The 17,647-nt window shown below is 71.7% G+C and carries 18 protein-coding genes; 8 read left to right on the top strand and 10 right to left on the bottom strand.

Features of this window, described 5'->3' with window-relative positions; translation table 11 throughout:
* Nucleotides 1–58: 58 nt before the first annotated feature.
* Nucleotides 59–412: a YkvA family protein gene (locus tag ACFYYW_RS33750; protein ID WP_387654827.1), complete on the top strand. Its 354-nt coding sequence runs from the start codon at nt 59–61 to the stop codon at nt 410–412.
* Here ACFYYW_RS33750 and ACFYYW_RS33745 read toward each other — a convergent pair.
* The 4 genes from ACFYYW_RS33745 to ACFYYW_RS33730 all read right to left on the bottom strand — a co-directional run bounded on the left by ACFYYW_RS33745 (nt 409) and on the right by ACFYYW_RS33730 (nt 3,888).
* A complete protein-coding gene (locus ACFYYW_RS33745; protein ID WP_352318397.1) occupies nt 409–1,605 on the bottom strand; it encodes an amidohydrolase family protein in 1,197 nt (398 codons plus the stop codon). The two genes, ACFYYW_RS33750 and ACFYYW_RS33745, sit on opposite strands and share 4 nt — an antisense overlap.
* A 158-nt stretch (nt 1,606–1,763) precedes the next feature.
* Complete coding sequence (locus ACFYYW_RS33740; RefSeq protein WP_387654823.1) at nt 1,764–2,507, bottom strand: tyrosine-protein phosphatase; 744 nt, start codon at nt 2,505–2,507, stop codon at nt 1,764–1,766.
* Between the two features lie 10 nt (nt 2,508–2,517).
* Nucleotides 2,518–3,321 (bottom strand): SURF1 family protein, encoded by an 804-nt coding sequence (locus tag ACFYYW_RS33735; protein ID WP_387654820.1) that lies wholly within the window; start codon nt 3,319–3,321, stop codon nt 2,518–2,520.
* 87 nt (nt 3,322–3,408) lie between these two features.
* Nucleotides 3,409–3,888: a helix-turn-helix domain-containing protein gene (locus tag ACFYYW_RS33730; protein ID WP_352318391.1), complete on the bottom strand. Its 480-nt coding sequence runs from the start codon at nt 3,886–3,888 to the stop codon at nt 3,409–3,411.
* 58 nt (nt 3,889–3,946) lie between these two features.
* On the opposite strand from ACFYYW_RS33730, the gene ACFYYW_RS33725 reads away from it, so the two are divergent.
* The 3 genes from ACFYYW_RS33725 to ACFYYW_RS33715 are packed head-to-tail and all read left to right on the top strand — an operon-like array spanning nt 3,947 to nt 6,066.
* A complete protein-coding gene (locus ACFYYW_RS33725) occupies nt 3,947–4,459 on the top strand; it encodes a GNAT family N-acetyltransferase (RefSeq protein ID WP_352318389.1) in 513 nt (170 codons plus the stop codon).
* Nucleotides 4,456–5,055 carry a TetR/AcrR family transcriptional regulator gene (locus ACFYYW_RS33720; RefSeq protein WP_352318387.1) on the top strand — a complete coding sequence of 200 codons (600 nt, stop codon included), beginning with the start codon at nt 4,456–4,458 and terminating at the stop codon, nt 5,053–5,055. Before ACFYYW_RS33725 ends, ACFYYW_RS33720 begins: the two co-directional genes overlap by 4 nt.
* Nucleotides 5,056–5,088: 33 nt before the next feature.
* Nucleotides 5,089–6,066, top strand: a complete 978-nt coding sequence (locus ACFYYW_RS33715; protein ID WP_364413070.1) for an NAD(P)-dependent oxidoreductase — start codon at nt 5,089–5,091, stop codon at nt 6,064–6,066.
* Here the strand turns inward: ACFYYW_RS33715 and ACFYYW_RS33710 are convergent.
* Nucleotides 6,038–6,340, bottom strand: coding sequence for a hypothetical protein (locus ACFYYW_RS33710; protein WP_352318383.1), 303 nt, complete (start codon nt 6,338–6,340; stop codon nt 6,038–6,040). The two genes, ACFYYW_RS33715 and ACFYYW_RS33710, sit on opposite strands and share 29 nt — an antisense overlap.
* 124 nt (nt 6,341–6,464) lie before the next feature.
* On the opposite strand from ACFYYW_RS33710, the gene ACFYYW_RS33705 reads away from it, so the two are divergent.
* The gene (locus tag ACFYYW_RS33705; protein WP_387654815.1) at nt 6,465–7,877 is read left to right on the top strand and encodes a methyltransferase; all 1,413 of its coding nucleotides are present in this window, start codon (nt 6,465–6,467) and stop codon (nt 7,875–7,877) included.
* 256 nt (nt 7,878–8,133) lie between these two features.
* On the opposite strand, the gene ACFYYW_RS33700 is transcribed toward ACFYYW_RS33705, so the two are convergent.
* The 3 genes from ACFYYW_RS33700 to ACFYYW_RS33690 all read right to left on the bottom strand — a co-directional run bounded on the left by ACFYYW_RS33700 (nt 8,134) and on the right by ACFYYW_RS33690 (nt 13,466).
* A complete protein-coding gene (locus tag ACFYYW_RS33700; protein WP_387654812.1) occupies nt 8,134–11,139 on the bottom strand; it encodes a BTAD domain-containing putative transcriptional regulator in 3,006 nt (1,001 codons plus the stop codon).
* A 254-nt stretch (nt 11,140–11,393) separates the two neighbouring features.
* Nucleotides 11,394–12,038 carry a GNAT family protein gene (locus ACFYYW_RS33695; protein ID WP_352318377.1) on the bottom strand — a complete coding sequence of 215 codons (645 nt, stop codon included), beginning with the start codon at nt 12,036–12,038 and terminating at the stop codon, nt 11,394–11,396.
* A 141-nt stretch (nt 12,039–12,179) separates the two neighbouring features.
* The gene (locus ACFYYW_RS33690) at nt 12,180–13,466 is read right to left on the bottom strand and encodes a pyridoxal phosphate-dependent aminotransferase (RefSeq protein WP_352318375.1); all 1,287 of its coding nucleotides are present in this window, start codon (nt 13,464–13,466) and stop codon (nt 12,180–12,182) included.
* A gap of 79 nt (nt 13,467–13,545) precedes the next feature.
* Here ACFYYW_RS33690 and ACFYYW_RS33685 point away from each other — a divergent pair, with 79 nt between their 5' ends.
* Genes ACFYYW_RS33685 through ACFYYW_RS33675 form a run of 3 tightly spaced genes read left to right on the top strand, consistent with a single transcriptional unit; the run spans nt 13,546 to nt 16,161 of the window.
* Nucleotides 13,546–14,481, top strand: coding sequence for a LysR family transcriptional regulator (locus ACFYYW_RS33685; RefSeq protein ID WP_387654809.1), 936 nt, complete (start codon nt 13,546–13,548; stop codon nt 14,479–14,481).
* Between the two features lie 10 nt (nt 14,482–14,491).
* Nucleotides 14,492–15,163, top strand: a complete 672-nt coding sequence (locus ACFYYW_RS33680) for a ribonuclease HII (protein WP_387654806.1) — start codon at nt 14,492–14,494, stop codon at nt 15,161–15,163.
* Between the two features lie 17 nt (nt 15,164–15,180).
* On the top strand, nt 15,181–16,161 hold the full coding sequence (locus ACFYYW_RS33675) for an LLM class flavin-dependent oxidoreductase (protein WP_387654804.1): 981 nt from the start codon (nt 15,181–15,183) through the stop codon (nt 16,159–16,161).
* A 35-nt stretch (nt 16,162–16,196) separates the two neighbouring features.
* Here ACFYYW_RS33675 and ACFYYW_RS33670 read toward each other — a convergent pair whose 3' ends face one another.
* Nucleotides 16,197–16,583, bottom strand: a complete 387-nt coding sequence (locus ACFYYW_RS33670; protein WP_358291377.1) for an SCO5389 family protein — start codon at nt 16,581–16,583, stop codon at nt 16,197–16,199.
* A gap of 77 nt (nt 16,584–16,660) precedes the next feature.
* Nucleotides 16,661–17,590 carry an ATP-binding protein gene (locus ACFYYW_RS33665; protein ID WP_387654801.1) on the bottom strand — a complete coding sequence of 310 codons (930 nt, stop codon included), beginning with the start codon at nt 17,588–17,590 and terminating at the stop codon, nt 16,661–16,663.
* Nucleotides 17,591–17,647: the final 57 nt, after the last annotated feature.

Genomic DNA, 17,647 nt, shown 5'->3' with positions numbered 1-17,647 from the left:
GAACCCCTCACCCGGCTGACGCGTTATGTCGTGAGAAGCCGGGGGTAGGAGGATCGTCATGATGGCGAAGGCAGCACGGGCAGCGGCGGCGTGGCGGACGTACCGCGAGGTGACCAAGCCTGGCACGCCGGGCATGATGACCAGGGTGCGGGCGATCCCGCGCATGATCGGCGCGGTCACCCGCGGCCGCTACGACGGCATGGGCAAGGGCAAGCTCGCCCTGATGGCGCTCGGCGTGGTCTACATCCTGTCGCCGGTCGACGTCATCCCCGACTTCCTGGTGCTCGTCGGGGTGGCCGACGACTTCGGCGTGTTCCTCTGGCTGATCGCCTCGTTGCTCGGCGAGAGCGGTCGCTACGTCGAGCACGAGCGCAAGATCATCCAGGCCAGGCTGGTCGAGAACGAGGGTTAGATCTCCTCCATCCGCAACCAGGCGCGCGAGGGCAGCGGGTGCCCGAACAGGCGGGCGGCGTTGCCGTAGGCGACCCTGGCGATGTCGGCGGGCGGCAGCGCGCCGAGGTTCGCGGCCACGGCCTTCTGGGTGTCGGGCCACGTCGAGTCGGAGTGCGGGTAACCGCTCTCCTGGAGCACATGGTCGAGGCCGACGGCGAGGCGCACGCCGGACAGCGCGTGGTCGTCGAGCGTGCCGAAGAAGAAGTTGCGGCGCAGCACCTCGCTGGGCTTGAGTCCGCCGTCCCAGGCGGCCTCGCCGGCGACCGGGTGGTCGAGCGCGTAGTCGGCGCGCTCGGCCAGCATCGGCAGCCAGCCGACCCCGCCCTCGACGATGAGGATGCGCAGCCCGGGGAAACGCAGCGGCAGGCCCGACCAGAGCCAGTCGGCGCAGGCGAACATGGCGCTGGTGGGCATCAGCGTGGTGATCGCCTCGATGGGCGTGTCGGGCGAGGGCACGGGCGACCAGGAGGAGTCGCCGGTGTGCAGGGCCACGACCGTGCCGGTCTCCTCGCAGGCGGCGAAGAACGGGTCCCAGTGGCCGGTGTGGATCGACGGCAGCCTGAGCCTGGTCGGGAACTCGGGGAAGACCACGGCCTTGAAGCCGCGGGCGGCGTTGGCCCTGATCTCCTTGGCGGCGACGTCGGGATCGGGCAGCCAGGGCAGCTGCAGGCCGATGATCCGCTCGGGGTAGGTGCCGGCCCAGACGTCGATGTGCCAGTCGTTCCACGCCTTGACCAGGGCGAGGCCGAGCTCCTGGTCGCGGGTGCGGGCGAACGGCATGCCCGCCTGGCCGGCCAGCATGCCGGGGAAGCACAGCGCGGCCCAGATGCCGGCGACGTCCATGTCCTGGACGCGGGCCTCGATGTCGTGGCAGCCGGGACGCATCTGCTCGAACCTGACCGGATCCAGGGTCCACTGCTCGCGCGGCAGCCCGGCGCCCACGTCGATGCCCGCGCACGGGTACGTGGCACCGCCATAGCGCCAGACCTGGTGACCGGCGTCCGTCTCCACGACCTTGGGCGCGACGTCGGCGTATTTCTCCGGGAGCCTGTCCTCGAAGAGGTCAGGAGGCTCGATCAGGTGATCGTCGGCAGAGATGATCACATAGTCGCGCCGCCGGGGGTCAGGGTCGGGGAGCAGCGGCGTAGTCACGCAGGTAACCGTACGACGGCGGCATAACGTCGAACAAGCTGCGACGTATCCGTTGGGTATCCATGCATTCGTACCCGGGACCGCCTGGAGGGGGATGAGGGCGATCCCGGGCTTGTGGGGTCCTTGAGGATGCTGCCCCTTGCGGACCCCGGCGCCTTCTACCCGCGGGAGATCGAATCAGTCAGGAGATTTTCGCGAAGTTCGGCGATGGTGGCCCGGTCGACCTGGAGCACGCCGGTGACGTAGCCTTCGACGGAGCCGTGCCGGTCGATCAGGTCGTCCAGGAACAGGCGCATGGCCTGGGCGGGGGCGCGGCCGAACCCCGGCCACAGCAGGGCGTCCGGGTGCCTCGTGCGCTGGTCGGCGATGAAGCGCTCGGTCGCCAGGCCGGTCAGGGCGTAGTCGGCGACGATGTCGTCCTCGGAGACGCCGACGAGCGAGAGGATCAGCGCGGTCAGCAGGCCGGTGCGGTCCTTGCCCACCGCGCAGTGGATGACGACCGGCGCGTTGTCCGCGACGGCGACCGTCTCCACGGCGGCGCGCAGGTTCTCCACGCCGTCCTCGGTCACCTCCAGGTACCGGTCGGCGAGGTAGCGCTCGACGCCGATCTCCTCGCTGAACTGCGCGATGTCCCAGGGACGGCCTTCGATCGGCAGGTTCCGGTAGCGCAGCCCCTCGGTCTCCGGCACGCGTCCGGCCCGCTCGACCTCCGCGGGATGCCTCAGGTCGATCACGGTGCGCACGCGCAGCGCGTGGAAGGCCCGCAGGTCGTCGCCGGCCAGCCAGCCCAGGGAGTCGGCCCGGTAGAGCCGCTGCCACCGGACGGTGCGCCCGTCCTCGGTGGCATATCCACCTACGTCACGAAAGTTGCGGAGATTGGTGAACTCAATGTGGCGGATCACCCTTCACACCTTAATTGGCGGCGGTTTCCGTCTCCTGGGCCGCCACCGTCTCACCGGCGGGTTTCCCGGACTTCTGCTCGGCCACCTCGCGCCGGATCAGCAGGATCCAGCCGCCGATCGCGATGCCGATGAACAGCCACCACTGGACCCCGTAGGCCAGGTTGAGGCCGCCGCCGGAGCCGACGTCGGGGGCGGGCACCAGAGCGGGCGCGGCGGCGGCCTGCGGCTGCTGCCCGGTGAGCTCGACATAGCCGCCCACCAGCCGGTACGGCATGCGCTGCCCGATCTTGGCCGCGTCGATCAGCAGCACCTGGCCGTCCGGCAGCCCGGACCGCTCGCGGATGCCGGTGGAGTCCTCGGTCTCGCTCTGACGTAGCCGTCCGGTGACAGTTACCTGTCCGGTGGGCGGGGCGGGGACCTCGGGAGCCGCGTCGGCGCTGGCGGCGGCCGGGATCCAGCCGCGGTTGACGATCACGGCGGTGCCGTCGCCGGTGACGAGCGGGGTCAGGACGTAGAAGCCGTTGCGGCCCTCCTGCGGACGGCGGCGGACGAGCAGGCCGTGGGCGGCGTCGTACGTGCCGGACGCGACGACCGTGCGGAACCGGTCGCCCTCGCCGACCGGTCGGCCGGGAGCCGCGAGCCGGTCGAGCGGGACGGCGGCGGCCTCGATGTTGGCCGTCACCCTGTCCTTGTTGTCGGACCGCTCCTCGAAACGCCCGAACTGCCACCTGCCCAGGAACACGAAGGCGGGGATGACCAGCAGCACCACGACGTGGAGCGCCAGCCATCGGGGCGTCAGCAGGAACCGGTACACGCCTTCAAGGTTAGGCACCGGGTCGGGTGCTCGCTCACGCGGCTCGCCCGCTCAGGGGTCGGGTGCTCGCTCACGCGGCTCGCCCGCTCAGACGGTGCGCAGCCCGGGGCCCGGGCCGGGGACCGGCGTGACCTCGCGCGGCCCGGCCACTTCGTGGCCTTCTGCGCAGCGGAAGCGCAGCTCGATGGGGGCGCCGCAGTCGCGGTGGGTGAGCAGCACCGGCGGGCCCTCCTCGTCGGCCAGGTATTTGTCACCCCAGTGCATGAGCGCGACGAGCAGCGGATAGAGGTCGCGGCCCTTGTCGGTCAGCCGGTATTCGTCGCGCTGGCGCTGGCCGGGTTCGCGGTAGGGCACCTTGCGCAGCAGGCCCTCGTCGACCAGCCGGGCCAGGCGCGCGCTGAGCACCTGGCGGGGGGCGCCGGTGACCGCCTGCATGTCGGCGAACCTGCGCACGCCGCTGAACGCCTCGCGCAGCACCAGGAAGGTCCACTTCTCGCCGACGATGTCCAGGGTGCGCTCGATCGAGCAGTTGTCCACCCGGAAGCCCAATCGGAACGGCACGCTCATCTTCGTATTATATCTGAGTTCGATTGACAGACTCAGCTCTGCGGAGCAGGCTGAGTCTATGCACGGAACCCAGATCCGCCCGGTCCGCCCGGACGACGAGGAACGGATCAGACGCTTCCTGACGGGGTTGTCGCTGCACACCCAGACGCTGCGCTTCTTCACCGCCCTGACCGTCCCGGCCGCCCACCTCGTACGCGCCCTGCTGACCCTGGACGAACGCCGCGACGCGCTCGTCGTCACCGCCGGGGACGAGATCGTCGGGCACGCCATGAGCTACCGCGGCGGCTGCGCCGACGTCGAAGTGGCCGTCGTGGTGGCCGACCGCTGGCAGGGGAACGGGCTCGGCCCGCGGCTCGTCGACACCTTGCTGCTCAGGGCCGCCGTGCGGGGCGCGCGTACGGTCGGGATGGACGTGATGGGCGAGAACCGGCGGGTGCTCAGGCTCGTCCGCAGGCTGTGGCCGGACGCCGAGATGAAGGTCGCGTCGGGGACGGTCGAGGTGACCGCTATGATCGATCTGGCCGGAGTATTTGCGGAACAAGGTTCTGGTAGCACACCATTGACAGTGTGAAGAGTGTCAAGAACGGACGCGACGGCCGCACCCGCATCATCGAGGGCGCCCTCCGCCGCTTCAGCCAGGACGGTGTCTCGGCCACCACGCTGGCCAGTCTGCGCGAGGAGAGCGGTGTAAGCGTCGGCAGCTTCTACCACCACTTCGCCAGCAAGGAACACGTCTACGGCGTCCTGTACGCCGAGATCCTCGACGCCTACCAGCAGGAGTTCCTCGCCGAGCTGGTCCGGCACGACGACGCCCGCGCCGGCATCGAGGCCGTGGTCGCCTTCCACATGCGCTGGGCCGGCGAGCACCCCGAGCGGGCCAGGATCCTGGTCAGCGAGCGCCCGCCGCGCAAGCACGAGCCGGGCGGCGCCGAGGTGGCCGAGGCCAGGCGCGCGTTCTTCCGCCAGGTCTCCGACTGGTGGAAGCCGCACATGAAGAACGGGCAGCTCCAGCCCGTCCACGCCACCATGTGCTACGTCCTGTGGCTGGGGCCGGCGCAGGAGATGTGCCGCCTGTGGTTCGCCGGGGCGCACACCCCGACCGAGGAAGAGATCAAGGGCCTGGGCGAGGCGGCCTGGCAGAGTCTCCGCCAGCGCGGGGAGCAATGATCTGAGCACCGTCTGTGGTGTTATTGTCCAAATGTGAGAAGACCTCGGGCGCTCGTGCTGCCCGACCTGCCGGAGAGCGCGCTCGCCCGTCTGGGCGAGGTCGCCGACGTGGCCGAGGCTCCTCCCCGGCCGAGCGTCGGCTTCACCGACGAGCAGCTCGCCGACCTGGTCATCGAGACCGGCGCGAACGTGCTCATCACCGACGGCGACCAGGTTCGCACCTCGGTGCTCGGACTCCACATCGACATCGTGGCCAGCCTGGGCGCCCCCACGGGGGTCGACCTGCGCCTGGCCGCCGAGCGCGGGGTCACCGTCCTGCACGCCCCCGACCGCGACCCCGAGGCGGTGGCCGAGCTGACGCTCGCGCTGCTGTTCGCGGTCAGCAGGAACATCGTCACCGCCGACCGCGAAGTGCGCAGGGGCCGTGCCCATCGCGGCAGGGTGCCCCCCGCCCAGCGCCACCGCGGCAGACGGCTCACCGGACGCACGTTCGGCATCGTCGGCCTCGGCCGGGTGGGCCGGGCCATGCGCTGGCGCTGCCAGGGGCTGGGCATGCGGGTGGTCACCTGCGACCCGTACGTCCCCGAGGCCACGCACACCCTGCCCGCGCTGCTGGCCGAGGCCGACGTGGTGTCGCTGCACGTGCCGCTGACCCCGGACACGAGGGGCCTGTTCGGCTACAGCGAGTTCGGCGCGATGCGCCAGGGCGCGATCTACCTCAACACCTCGCGCGGCGCCCTGCACGACCTGACCGCCCTGGTGGACGCGCTGCGCCAGGGCCAGGTGGGCGGCGCCGGGCTCGACCACTTCGAGGGCGAATGGCTCGATCCGGCCCACCCGCTGACCAGGCTGCCGAACGTGGTGCTCACGCCCAGGCTCGGCGAGGCCACCGGGGAGAGCCTGGAGGAGCTGGCGGAGGCGCTGGTGGAGGACATCGCGCGACTGCTGAGGGGCGAGCCGCCCGCGTACGCGTGCGCGCCGGTCAGGCCGGTTGCCGGATCCGCGTCCTGACCTGCCAGCGGGAGCGGTCGAGGGAGATGTCCAGCCGCAGGTCGCCGCGCTGCCTGCGCAGGCCGGGCACGCGCAGCCGGTCGTGCACGTCGAACCTGCCGCGCGAGGGGTAGCCGAACCCCAGCTCGCCGGGCAGCACGCGCAGGTCGTCGCGGTTGCCGCAGCGCGGGCAGGTCCACGAGACCAGGTCCAGGCCCCGGTTGTAGTCGGAGCAGGCGTTGAAGTACTCGTCGGGCCCGAATCGCGACTCGCAGGCCAAGCAGGGGATCAGCATGGGGGCGCGCTCCTCGGTACGGCGTCGTGCACCCCTAGAGATACCGCCACCCACTTGTCCATGGCTTGCAGAACACTTGGGCGCGTAAGTAACAGTATGAGCACTGTCGGTGGCTGGTGAAAGGATGGTGTCCGTGGAACGACTGCGCCATCACCTCCTCGAAACCGGCTACACGATCGACGGCGTCCGCGACCGGCTCGGCGCCATGGCGGCCTCGGCCCTGGCGCGGGAGGAGCTCGTCCCGGCCCTGCGGGCGACCGCCGACGGCGACCCCTTGGGCGTCCTGATCAGGCTCTGGTGGCTCGGCGTGCCGGTGCCGGCCAGATCCGTGCCGGCCGCCGTCCTGGAGTCGGGGCTGGTGTCGGCCGACGGCGACCTGATCAGGGCGACCGTGCACCTGCAGCCGTGGGAGACCGGCGGCTACGTGGTCTCCGACCGCAAGGTCCGGCCCGGCGACCCGGCGCTGCGGGCCGACCACGTCGTGGGGGCCGGGGGCGCCTCGGCCAACCTGGCCCAGCTCGTCAGCCGCCGGCCCGTCACGCGCGCGCTCGACCTCGGCACGGGCTGCGGCGTCCAGGTGCTCCACCTCGACGGGCGGGCCGAGCAGGTGGTGGCCACCGACCTCAACCCGCGCGCCGTGGAGCTGGCCCGGCTGAGCTGGCAGCTGTCCGGCGTGAGCGGCGTCGACGCGCGGGTGGGGTCGATGTTCGAGCCGGTCGAGGGCGAGCTGTTCGACCTGGTCGTCAGCAACCCGCCGTTCGTCATCGCCCCCGGGGCCGAGCGCACGCTGACCTACCGCGAGTCCGGCGGCGAGGCCGACGACTTCTGCCGTGACCTGGTCCGGCGCACCCCGCGCCACCTCGCGCCCGGCGGGCAGGCCCACTTCCTGGCCAACTGGCTGCACGTCGAGGGCGAAGACTGGCACGACCGGGTCGGCGGCTGGCTGCGCGAGACCGGCTGCGACGCCTGGGTCGTCCAGCGTGACGTGCAGGACCCGGCCGAATACGTCGAGCTGTGGCTCAAGGACGCGGCCGAGCAGGGCACCAAGGGCTACACCGACCACTACGACCGGTGGCTGGCCTGGTTCGACGAGCGCAAGGTCGAGGGCATCGGCTTCGGCTGGATCACCATGCGCAACTCCGGCACCCTCGACCCGGTCGTGCGCGTGGAGCACCTGCCCCACCAGGTGGCCCTGCCGGTCGGCGACTACGTCGACGACGTGCTCGACTCCATCGCCGCCGCCCACCGCGCCGCCGACCTCGACGCGGCGCTGCTGCGCACGGCCGAAGGCGTGCTGGACGAACGCGTCGGCCTGCCCGGCGCCGAGGACCCGATCCGCATCGTGCTGCGCCAGACGCAGGGGCTGCGGCGCAGCAGGGAGGTCGGCACCGTCGAGGCCGCCCTGGCCGGCGTGTGCGACGGCGAGCTGGCGCTCGGGCCGCTGCTCAACGTGATCGCCGAGCTGGTCGGCGACGGCGAGATCCCCAACGCCGACGCGGTCCGGCCGCTCATCGCCGAGGGTTATTTCCTGCTTTGATTCACCGTTGATCCGACGTTGACCGCGCCGGTGGAGGCTTCTGACCGAGACGCGGGCCTGGGGGGTTCGAAGGTCCGCGTCAAGTCCCGGCCGGTCGTCCGTGTGAGGCGGCTAGCCGTCACGCGAAGCATCCGGATGACCGGGCCCCCTGGCGACGCGTGGCGGTCAGGATGACCGGCCGGGCTGCCATCGGCATTGACTAAGGACAGCCTTGATCAACCATGTGTGGATGACACGTCTGGACGACGAGCTGTACTCAGGACTCGACGACGGACCGTTCGACGGCGACGCTGTCCAGCAGGAGCTTCAGGTCGCCGGCCTCGGGGGCGCCGAGCCGGGTGAAGACGTCGTAGGCCTGCCTGAGGCAGTCGAGGCTCCGGGCGGAGCTGCCCAGTCCGCGTAGCGCCCGGCCGAGCACGGTGAGCGAGAGCGCCTCTCCGTAGGGGTGGCCGATCTCGCGCGAGACCAGGAGCGCCTGCTCGGCGTGGCGTACGGCGTCGGGGTAGCGCCCGGCGGCGATGAACGTCTCGGCCAGCCGGGAGCACACGCGCTGCTCCCAGACCCGCTGCTTGCTGGAGCGGAAGAAGGCCAGGCACTCGGCGTGGTGGTGCACCGCCTCGGTGAGCCGGCCGACCCGGCTGAGCACGATGCCCAGGTGGTAGCGGGCGCGGGCGGTGCCGGCGCCGCTGCCGATCTCGGTGAAGATGGCCAGGCCCTTCTCCGCTGCGGCGATGGCGTCGTCGGCGTGGCCGAGGCCCAGGTGGTCGCGGGCCGAGTAGCTGAGCACCAGGGCCTCGCCGGCTGGGACGCCGTTCTCCCGGTAGTAGCGGGAGGCGGCGTCGAACAGGGTGAGAGCCTCGGTGTGGCGGCGCTGCCGGCCCACGACGACGGCCAGCGCGTTGAGCACCTCGCCGGTGACGATCTTCTCGCCGCGGGCGTCGGAGAGCTCGTACACGCGGCGGAAGTGGGCCTCGGACTCCGAGAGCTGGTTGCCGGCGAACAGCACCCGGCCCAGCACGTACCGGGAGCGCAGCTCGCTCGCCTCGTCGCCCAGGCCCAGCGCGGCGGCCAGCACCGCGCGGGTGCCCTGGTCGAACTCGCGGGTGTGGGTACCGGCCTCCAGCAGCGGTTCCATGGCCACCAGCATGTCGGCGGCGGGCAGGAGCTGCTCTCCGGCTGTGGACGTGGTCGCGGCCTGGTTGATGGCCGCGAACAGCGAGTCGCCCTCGGAGATCAGCCAGGCCACGGCCTCGTCGACGGTGGTGAAGGTGAGCCCGCTGCCGACCACCGCCAGGTTGTCGGGGATCATGCTGCCCTCGTAGGCCAGCCGGTGGGCCGACCGGGACGAGGCCAGGTAGAAGCCGAGCAGCCGGCGCAGCGCCAGCGTCTTGTCCTGCGGGCGCTCGGTCTTGTCCAGGACGCGCCTGGCGAACAGCCTGAGCAGGTCGTGGAAGCGGTAGCGGCCGGGCGCGGTGGCCTCCAGGAGGCTCATGTCGACCAGCGACTCCAGCAGTTCCTCGGCCTCGTACACGTTCATCGCCAGGACGGCCGCGGCGGCCCCGATCGAGATGTCGGGGCCCTTCGGCAGGGACAGCAGGCGGAACGCGCGGGCCTGGGCCGGTTCGAGCTGGCCGTAACCGAGCGCGAAGGTGGCCTCGACCGCCAGGTTGCCCACGCGCAGCTCGTCGAGGCGGCGCTGCTCGTCGGCCAGCCTGGGCACCAGGGAAGCGACCGTCCAGGAGGGGCGGGCGGCCAGGCGGGCGGCCACGATCCGGACGGCCAGCGGCAGGAAACCGCAGGCGGCGACCACGTCCATGGCGGCGCCGTGCTCGGCGGCCACCCGCTCGGGCCCGGCGACGGAGGCGAACAGCGACAGCGCCTCGTCCGGCTCCATGACGTCGAGGTCGATCAGCCGGGCCGCGGGCAGGTCGGCCAGCTTGGCCCGGCTGGTGACGATCGTCGCGCAGCCCGGCGAGCCCGGCAGCAGCGGGCTGACCTGGTCGGCGTCGCGGGCGTTGTCCAGCAGCACGAGGATGCGCCGGTCGGACAGCAGCGAGCGGTAGAGCGCCGACCGTTCGGCCAGGCCGTCGGGGATGACGTCGGGCGGGATGCCGAGCGCGCGCAGGAAGCCGCCGAGCGCCGACTCCGGAGCGGTCACCTCGTCGCTGTGACCGCGCAGGTCGGCGTAGAGCTGGCCGTCGGGGAACAGGTCGTCGGCCGCGTGCGCCACGTGGACGGCCAGCGTGGTCTTGCCGACGCCGCCGATGCCGCACAACGCCACCACCGGCACGCCCTCGGCCGACGACTGCGCGGACAGCAGGGTGTGGACGCGGACGGCCACCTCCTTGCGCCCGGTGAAGTCGCCGACGGCGGCCGGGAGCTGCGCCGGGCGGGGCAGTTCGAGCGCGGGCGGCTCCTCCTCGGCCGCGGGCACGCCGGCGGCCTGCTCGGCCGGGACGGCGGGCGGCGGCACGAGGGTGAGCGCCGGGTCGGCGGCCAGGATGCGCTGGTGGAGCGCGGTCAGCTCGCTGCCGGGCTCGATGCCGAGCTCGTCGATCAGCGCCTGGCGGGTCTCGGTGAACACGTTGAGGGCGTCGCCCTGCCGTCCGCAGCGGTAGTAGGCGAGCATGAGCTGGGCGCGCAGGCGTTCGCGCAGGGGGTGCTCGGCGGTGAGCGCGATCAGCTCGGACACGACGGCGGCGTGCCCGCCCAGCTCCAGGTCGAGGTCCATGAGCGTCTCGATGACGCTGACGCGGCGTTCGGCCAGGCGGTCGCGCTGGTGCTCGGCGTACGGGCCGACGGCGCCGGCCAGCGGCTCGCCCTCGAACAGGGTCAGCGCGGCCCGCATGCCCTCGGCGGCGGCGGAGAGCCGGCCGGCCTTGCGGGCGGCCTCGGCCTCGGCGATGCCGCGTTCGAAGCGGGTCAGGTCGAGGGCGTCGTCGGGCAGGCGGAGCGCGTAGCCCCGGCCGATGGAGGTCAGCAGCTCCGGACGGGAGCGGGCGGGCCTGTCGGGTTCGAGCACCGTGCGCAGGCGGGAGACGTAGGTGCGCAGCGCGCCCAGGGCGCGGGGCGGCGCGTCCTCGCCCCAGACGGCGTCGATCATCTCGGCGGGGGTGACCGCGCGGCCCTCCCGCAGGAGCAGCATGCCGAGGATCGAACGTTGCAGCGGGGTGCCCAGGTCGAGTTCCTGCCCCTCGCGCCACGCGCGGACGGGACCGAGCACGGCGAACCGCAGCCCGCCCTCAACGCTCTGACCAGCCATGCCGTCTGTCTCCCGGGCAATGGAACGATTTGTGTCCAAATGATAGATCCAGTACCGCTTACCACCTAGAACTGGGCTGATCGCCGGAACGAACCGTTGATCCGCCTTTGATCAGGTGTTGACCGTGCCTCCGCATGCTGATGGCAGGCCGTACATGGCGCACCGACACGGGGGCGTGTCATGTAGAGCCGATGGGGACGCAGAAAAATACAGGCCCCGCCCGGAAAGTATGGGCGGGGCCGTTGCCGATGTTCCTACGCTGCCTCTACCAGTCCGAGCCGCATGGCCAGCCGTTCTCGGACGAGCGGCCATTCGGAGTTCAGGATCGAGTAGAAGGCCGTATCTCGGACCGTGTTGTCGGCGCCTCGGCTATCCGCTCGCCGCACCCCGTCGAAGTGTGCGCCGAGGGCCTCGATGGCGGCCCGGGATCGGACGTTCCTGACATCTGCCTTGAGTGTGATGCGGTGGACGTTCCAGGTCTCGAAAGCGAGTGAGAGCATGAGGAACTTGCTCTCCCGGTTGACTCCGGTGCCCTGGGCGCAGGCGCCCAGCCAGGTGTAACCGATGTCCGCCACGGACGGGATGTCGCCCACCGCACCCCGTGTACCCGGAGGCCAGGGCATGGGGCCCTGCCAGTACTCCAGGTGCATGAGACGGGTGGCACCGACCACGCGGTCGGTGTTCAGCCACCGGATGGCGAAGGGCAGCGTGCGGCCCTCCGCCTGCTCAGCCATGGCGGCCTCCACATAGGAGACCATCTCGTCCCGGCCGTCCGGGACGCGAGTGAAGGCGTAAGTGGAGCGGTCTTCACTCGCCGCGGCGACGAGATCGTCGATCACCGCGTGGCTGAGAGGTTCCAGGCGCACGGAGCGCCCGGACAAGGTGACAAGAGCGGGCATGAGCACATGATGAGGCTCGCGCGGCGCGCGCGTAACCAGGCTCTCGAAGCCATCTTTCCCGGGTTTCTGGATGTGCGGTGTTTCCGCAGGTCAGAGGGCTGATTTGGTGGATGGTAAACCAGCTCTTGGGGAAAGATTCGCCTAACCGTGACATGGTGCCGGCACCAGCGCCGGGTGACGTTCACCCACGACGCCGTGACGGACCAGAGCGAGCTCCTTCAGACCCATGGACAGATGGTTCAGATTCGCTGCGATCCATGGCAGTTGAAGGGGATCTGCGCTGTTCAGCGCGGTCAGTCGTTCTTCGGGTGAGTCGCCGTAGAGCAGGCTCACCGCCACGCGTACCCGGGCGGCCGACGGGTCGTCGCCGAAGGCGTGTCCGGGCAGGACGCCGATGCCGTGCTCGTCCAGCAGGATCCGGGTGATCTCGGCGGAGCCGCCGAGCCTGAGGTGGCTCAGGTCGGGATAGAGGTAGAAGCCTCCCTGAGGTCGCGGCACCGAGGCGCCGATCTCCGTGAACCGCTCGTGGACGGCCCGCGCCACGATGCCGTGCAACCTCCGGCTGCCGGCGACCCGGTCGGTCAGCTCGCGCGGCTCGTCGAAGGCGTAGGACGCGGCCTCCTGGACGGGCGCGGCCGGCGCCGACCAGATCTCGCTGGCCACCGCCAGCAGCCGGGTGCGCAGCGCGTGCGCGCCCTCGGGCAGCCGGGCCACGCCGATCCGCCATCCGCCGAGCGCCAGACTCTTGCTCAGCCCGGTGGTGATGATCGTGCGCTCGGGCGCGAGGTCGGCCGGCGAGGTGTAGCCGGCCGACTCGTCGTGGACCAGGTCGCGGTAGATCTCGTCGGAGATCACGATCAGGTCCAGCTCGCGCGCCACGGCCGCCAGGCGGGCGACGGTCTGCGGCGTGGCCAGCCGGCCGGTCGGGTTGTCGGGCAGCGTGACCAGCAGGGAGCTGACCGTCCTGCCCGCCGACCGGGCCCGGCGGACCGCCGCGACGACCAGGTCGGGGTCGGGCACCCCGCCCTCTCCTGGCGGTGCGGGCACCAGGATGGGACGGGAGCCCACCAGATCGGCCTGCGCGGCGTAGCTGACCCAGCTCGGCATGGGCAGAACGATGTCGCCGCCGATCGCCAGGAGCAGGCCGTACAGCAGCGACTTGCTGCCAGGTCCGCAGACGACCAGCTCGGGGTCGGTCAGGAGCCCCCGTCGTGCCCAGTAGCCCGCCGCCGCGGCCCGCAGCCCGGACGCGCCCGCGACCGGCCCGTAGCCGTTGCGCTCGGAAGCGGCGGCCAGCCTGTCGCGCAGCGCCGGGTGGACGGGCAGACCGGCCTCACCGAAGGCCAGGTGCAGCACGCGTTCCCCGGCGCGCCGTCTTCGTTCGATGTCTTCGTTCGCCGCCAAGGTGGCGGACAAGGTCACGGTCATGTTTGTCACGTTCCCAGGGTGGTTGTATGAAGGCATCAGTACAAGCGAGGCTTTTTGTGGGTAGGTGTAAGGAAGTCTGATGCTCGAATTCCGGCGTCTGGCGCTGATCTGTGAGTTCGCTCGCCGGGGCAGCATCGCGGCCGCCGCCGAGTCGCTGGGCTACAGCCCCTCGGCCGTCTCCCAGCAGCTCGCGGCGCTGGAACGGGAGACCGGCACCGCGCTGATCGACAGAACCGCGCGCAGCGCGGAGCTGACCGACGCCGGACGCCGGCTCGTCCAGCACGCAGAACGCATCCTGTCAATGGTCGAGGAGGCCGAGTCCGACCTCTCCGCCCATGCGGGCACCCCCTCGGGGCGCGTCGTCGTCACCGCCTTCCCCACAGCGGCCGTGGCATTCGCGCCGGCGCTCGCGCGTTCGCTGCGCCGCCACACCGAGCTGACGCTCCGCCTGGGGCAGAGCAGGTCGGGGCGGGGCATGCGGGAGGTCCAGTCGGGGGAGGTGGACATCGCCCTCGTCGACGACTGGTACGGGTCGGTCCGCGAGAGTGACAGCCTGCGGGTCTTCCCCCTGCTGCGCGACCCCATCGTGCTCGTCGTGCCGCGCAGGCACCGGCTGGCCGACCCCGGAGTGCCGCTCGACCTGCGCGAGCTGCGCGACGAGCCGTGGATGGCCACCCCCGACGGCGAGCCCTCGCGCCTGGCCGTGGACCGGCTGTTCGTGGACGTCGGCGGCACCCGGCCGACGCCCTGGGAGTTCGAGGGGCTCGGGACGATCCTGTCCCTCGTCGCCAAGGGCATCGGCATCGCCGCGGTGCCCGCGCTCGCGCTGGCCGCCGGGGTGCGCGGCCTGGCGGTCAGGGAGTTCCCCGGCAACCCGGTCGGCCGCGACGTGATCGCGGTCGCCCGCAGGTCCAGCGTGCACCGGCCGTCGGTGTCGGTGACGTTGCGGGCGATCCACGTGGCCGCCCGGTACATCGCCGGTGATCTGGAGCCGGTGACCCCGGCCGAGCGGTAGCGTCTCGCCCATGGCGCCGACGTACGAGATCGAGCAGCTCCTGCTGTCCATGCCGAGCACCCACACGGTCGCGGGCGTCGACGAGGTGGGCAGGGGCGCGTGGGCGGGGCCGGTGACGGTCTGCGCCGTCGTGACCGATCTGTCCGAGCCGCCGCCCGGCCTGACCGACTCCAAGCAGGTCTCGGCCGCCAAGCGCGGCCCGCTGGCCGGCGAGCTGACCGCATGGGCGGCCGGCATCGGGTTCGGCGAGGCGAGCCACGCCGAGATCGACGCGCTCGGCATGACCGAGGCGCTGCGCAGGGCCGCCCGCCGGGCGCTGGAAGCCCTGCCGGTGCGCCCCGACGCCGTGATCCTCGACGGCAAGCACGACTACATCGGCGCACCCTGGCCGGTCCGCCTGGAGATCAAGGGCGACGCGGCCAGCGTCTCGGTCGCGGCGGCCTCGGTCCTGGCCAAGGTGCGGCGGGACGCCTACATGGGCACGATCGGGCATGAGGAGTACGGCTTCGCGGAGAACGCCGGATACCCCTCGCCCGCGCACCAGGACGCCCTGGCCCGGCTCGGCCCCACACCGCACCACCGGCTCTCCTGGTCCTACCTGGACGACCTGCCGCAATGGCGGCATCTGAAGCAGGTCAGGGATCCGCTCGTGGGTGAAGGGCAGGCCGCGCTCTTCGGCTGAGCCGTAGGATCGGGGGAGTGCGGATCGGGGTCTTCGTCATCGCGGCCTGCTTTCCCGGCCAGGATCCAGGGCAGGTCCTGCGGAACTCGGTGGAGCTGATCGAGGCCGCCGAGGCGGCCGGGTTCCACGACGCCTGGATCGCCGAGCACCACTTCATGTCCTACGGCGTGTGCCCGTCGGCGGTCACGCTGGCCGCCGTGGCGGCGGGGCGTACCAGCCGGATCGGGCTCGGCACGGCGGTCAGCGTGTTGTCGTCCCAGCATCCCGTGGCGCTGGCCGAGCAGGCGGCGATGCTCCACCACCTGTCGGGCGGGCGGTTCACGCCCGGCGTCGGCAGGGGCGGCCCGTGGGTCGACCTGGAGGTGTTCGGCACCGGGCTCGACCGGTTCGAGCGGGGCTTCGCCGAGTCGCTGGACCTGCTGGTCGAGGCCCTGTCCGCGGGGTCGGTGGCGGCCGAGGGGGAGTTCTTCCGGTTCAGGGAGGTCGCCCTGGTGCCGCGGGCCCGGCTGCGGCCCGTGGTGGCGTGCACGTCGGGCTCGACGGTGGCGCTGGCGGCCGAGCGCGGGCTGCCGATGCTGCTCGGCATGCACATCGGCGACCACGACAAGGCCCTGCTGGTCGCCGAGCACGTCGCGCGGGGCGGGAGCCCCGTGGGGCACCTGGCGGCCGGGGTGGCGCACGTGGCCGACTCGACGGAGGCGGCCGTCCGGGAGCTGAAGCAGTCGATGCCCGCTTGGCTGGGCCCCGGGCTGGCCGGATACCTGCCGGTGGACGGCCGGCCGCGCCCCTCGCGGGACGTCGCCGCCTACGTCGACCTGCTGACACGCATCCATCCGGTCGGCTCGCCGGCCCACTGCACCGAGGTGCTGCGGCGCACGGCCGAGAGCACCGGGATCGAGCACGTCATCCTGACCGTGGAGGGCATCGGCGACCACCGGCGGGCCCTGGAGGACGTGCGCCGCATCGGCGCCGAGGTCCTCCCCCTGTTGGCGGGCTGACGGGCGAGCCGGGACGGCCCGGCTCGCCCGTGGGTTCAGCAGTCGACCAGCTCCGGTTTCTGGTTGAGGATCTGGGCCCGTGGGGTGACGAACTCGTCGAGGGCCTTGGTGGCCGACGGGTCGAAGACGGCGACCCGGTGGCAGTTCTGGAAGGCCAGCCGTACGCCGAAGTGGCGTTCGAGCGCGCCGCGCATCGCGTCGCTCGCCAGACACCGCAGGAGCTGGCCGCGTGCCTCCTCGGACGGCGGTGGCACCTGGTTGTCGGCGAACTCGGCTCCGCTCTGCGCGCGCTCGGCGACCAGCTCGCTGATCAGCGACCACGCGTAGGGGAGTGAGTCGCGGACGCAGGCGACGAACGCGGCGTCGTCCACGTCTCCGGCTCGGGCCTGGTCCAGCAGATCGTTCGGGACGGTCAGCGACATGCTGTCTCCTCTCGAAGGGGATCGAATCTGACGTTATGTGGGGGAAGTGGGTAGCTCCAGAGGCCTGGAGGTGCGTTTTAGGGGCCGTAGACGAAGTCAGGATCGATCTGCTCGGCCAGGTCGGCTCCCGTTCGGGCGTTGGCCCACGCGCGGGCGTTGCGCAGGTGGAACTCGGCGGTCTGGCGGCCGAAGCGCGGCCAGTCCTTCTCCTGCGCGTCGAGGGTCTTGCGTAGGACGGCCAGCGCCTCGGTGTTGGCCGGCTCCAGGTCGTCGAGCGTGAAGTGGCGGCCCTGCTCCATGGCGCGCACCGCCGAGGAGTGCTCCATCCAGGTCAGCAGGTCGTCGCCCACGTGCGCGCGGAGGAACTCCACGTCGGACGGGCCGTGGACCTTGTTGCCGACCACGGCGAGCGCGACGTCGTACTTGGCGGCGTGGTCGCGGTACTGCTGGTAGACGCTCACGCCCTGCCTGGTCGGCTCGGCGACGAGGAAGGTCAGGTCGAACCGGGTGAACAGCCCGGAGGCGAAGGAGTCGGAGCCGGCGGTCATGTCGACCACGACGTATTCGCCCTGGCCGTCGACCAGGTGGTTGAGCAGCAGCTCCACCGCGCCGACCTTCGAGTGGTAGCAGGCCACGCCGAGGTCGTCGTCGTCGAACGGGCCGGTGGCCAGCAGGCGCAGGCCATGAGGGGTGGTCACGGCGTAGTCGAGCGCGGCCAGGTCGTCGAAGCGGAGCAGGCGCGAGCCGCGGCCCGGCGGGGTGGTCTTGACCATGGTCTCGGCCGAGGCGATGCGCGGGTTGTCGCCGCGCAGCAGGTCTTTGATCTCGGTGAGGTGGGCCCCGAGCGGCTCGGGCTGGGCGTCGAGGCCGAGCACCAGGGCCAGGTGCTGGTTGATGTCGGCGTCCATGACGACCACCGGGTCGCCCTGGGCCGCCACGTGCCGCGCGAACAGCGCCGAGATCGTCGTCTTCCCGCTGCCGCCCTTGCCGACGAATGCCACTCTCACGTGCGCTCCTGAAATGACGATGAAAATCGTTTCCGTTGGGCTCGCGCACCATCATGC

The sequence above is a fragment of the Nonomuraea sp. NPDC001831 genome (assembly GCF_042892035.1).
Classification (GTDB): domain Bacteria; phylum Actinomycetota; class Actinomycetes; order Streptosporangiales; family Streptosporangiaceae; genus Nonomuraea.
This window is presented reverse-complemented; position numbering and strand designations above follow the sequence as displayed.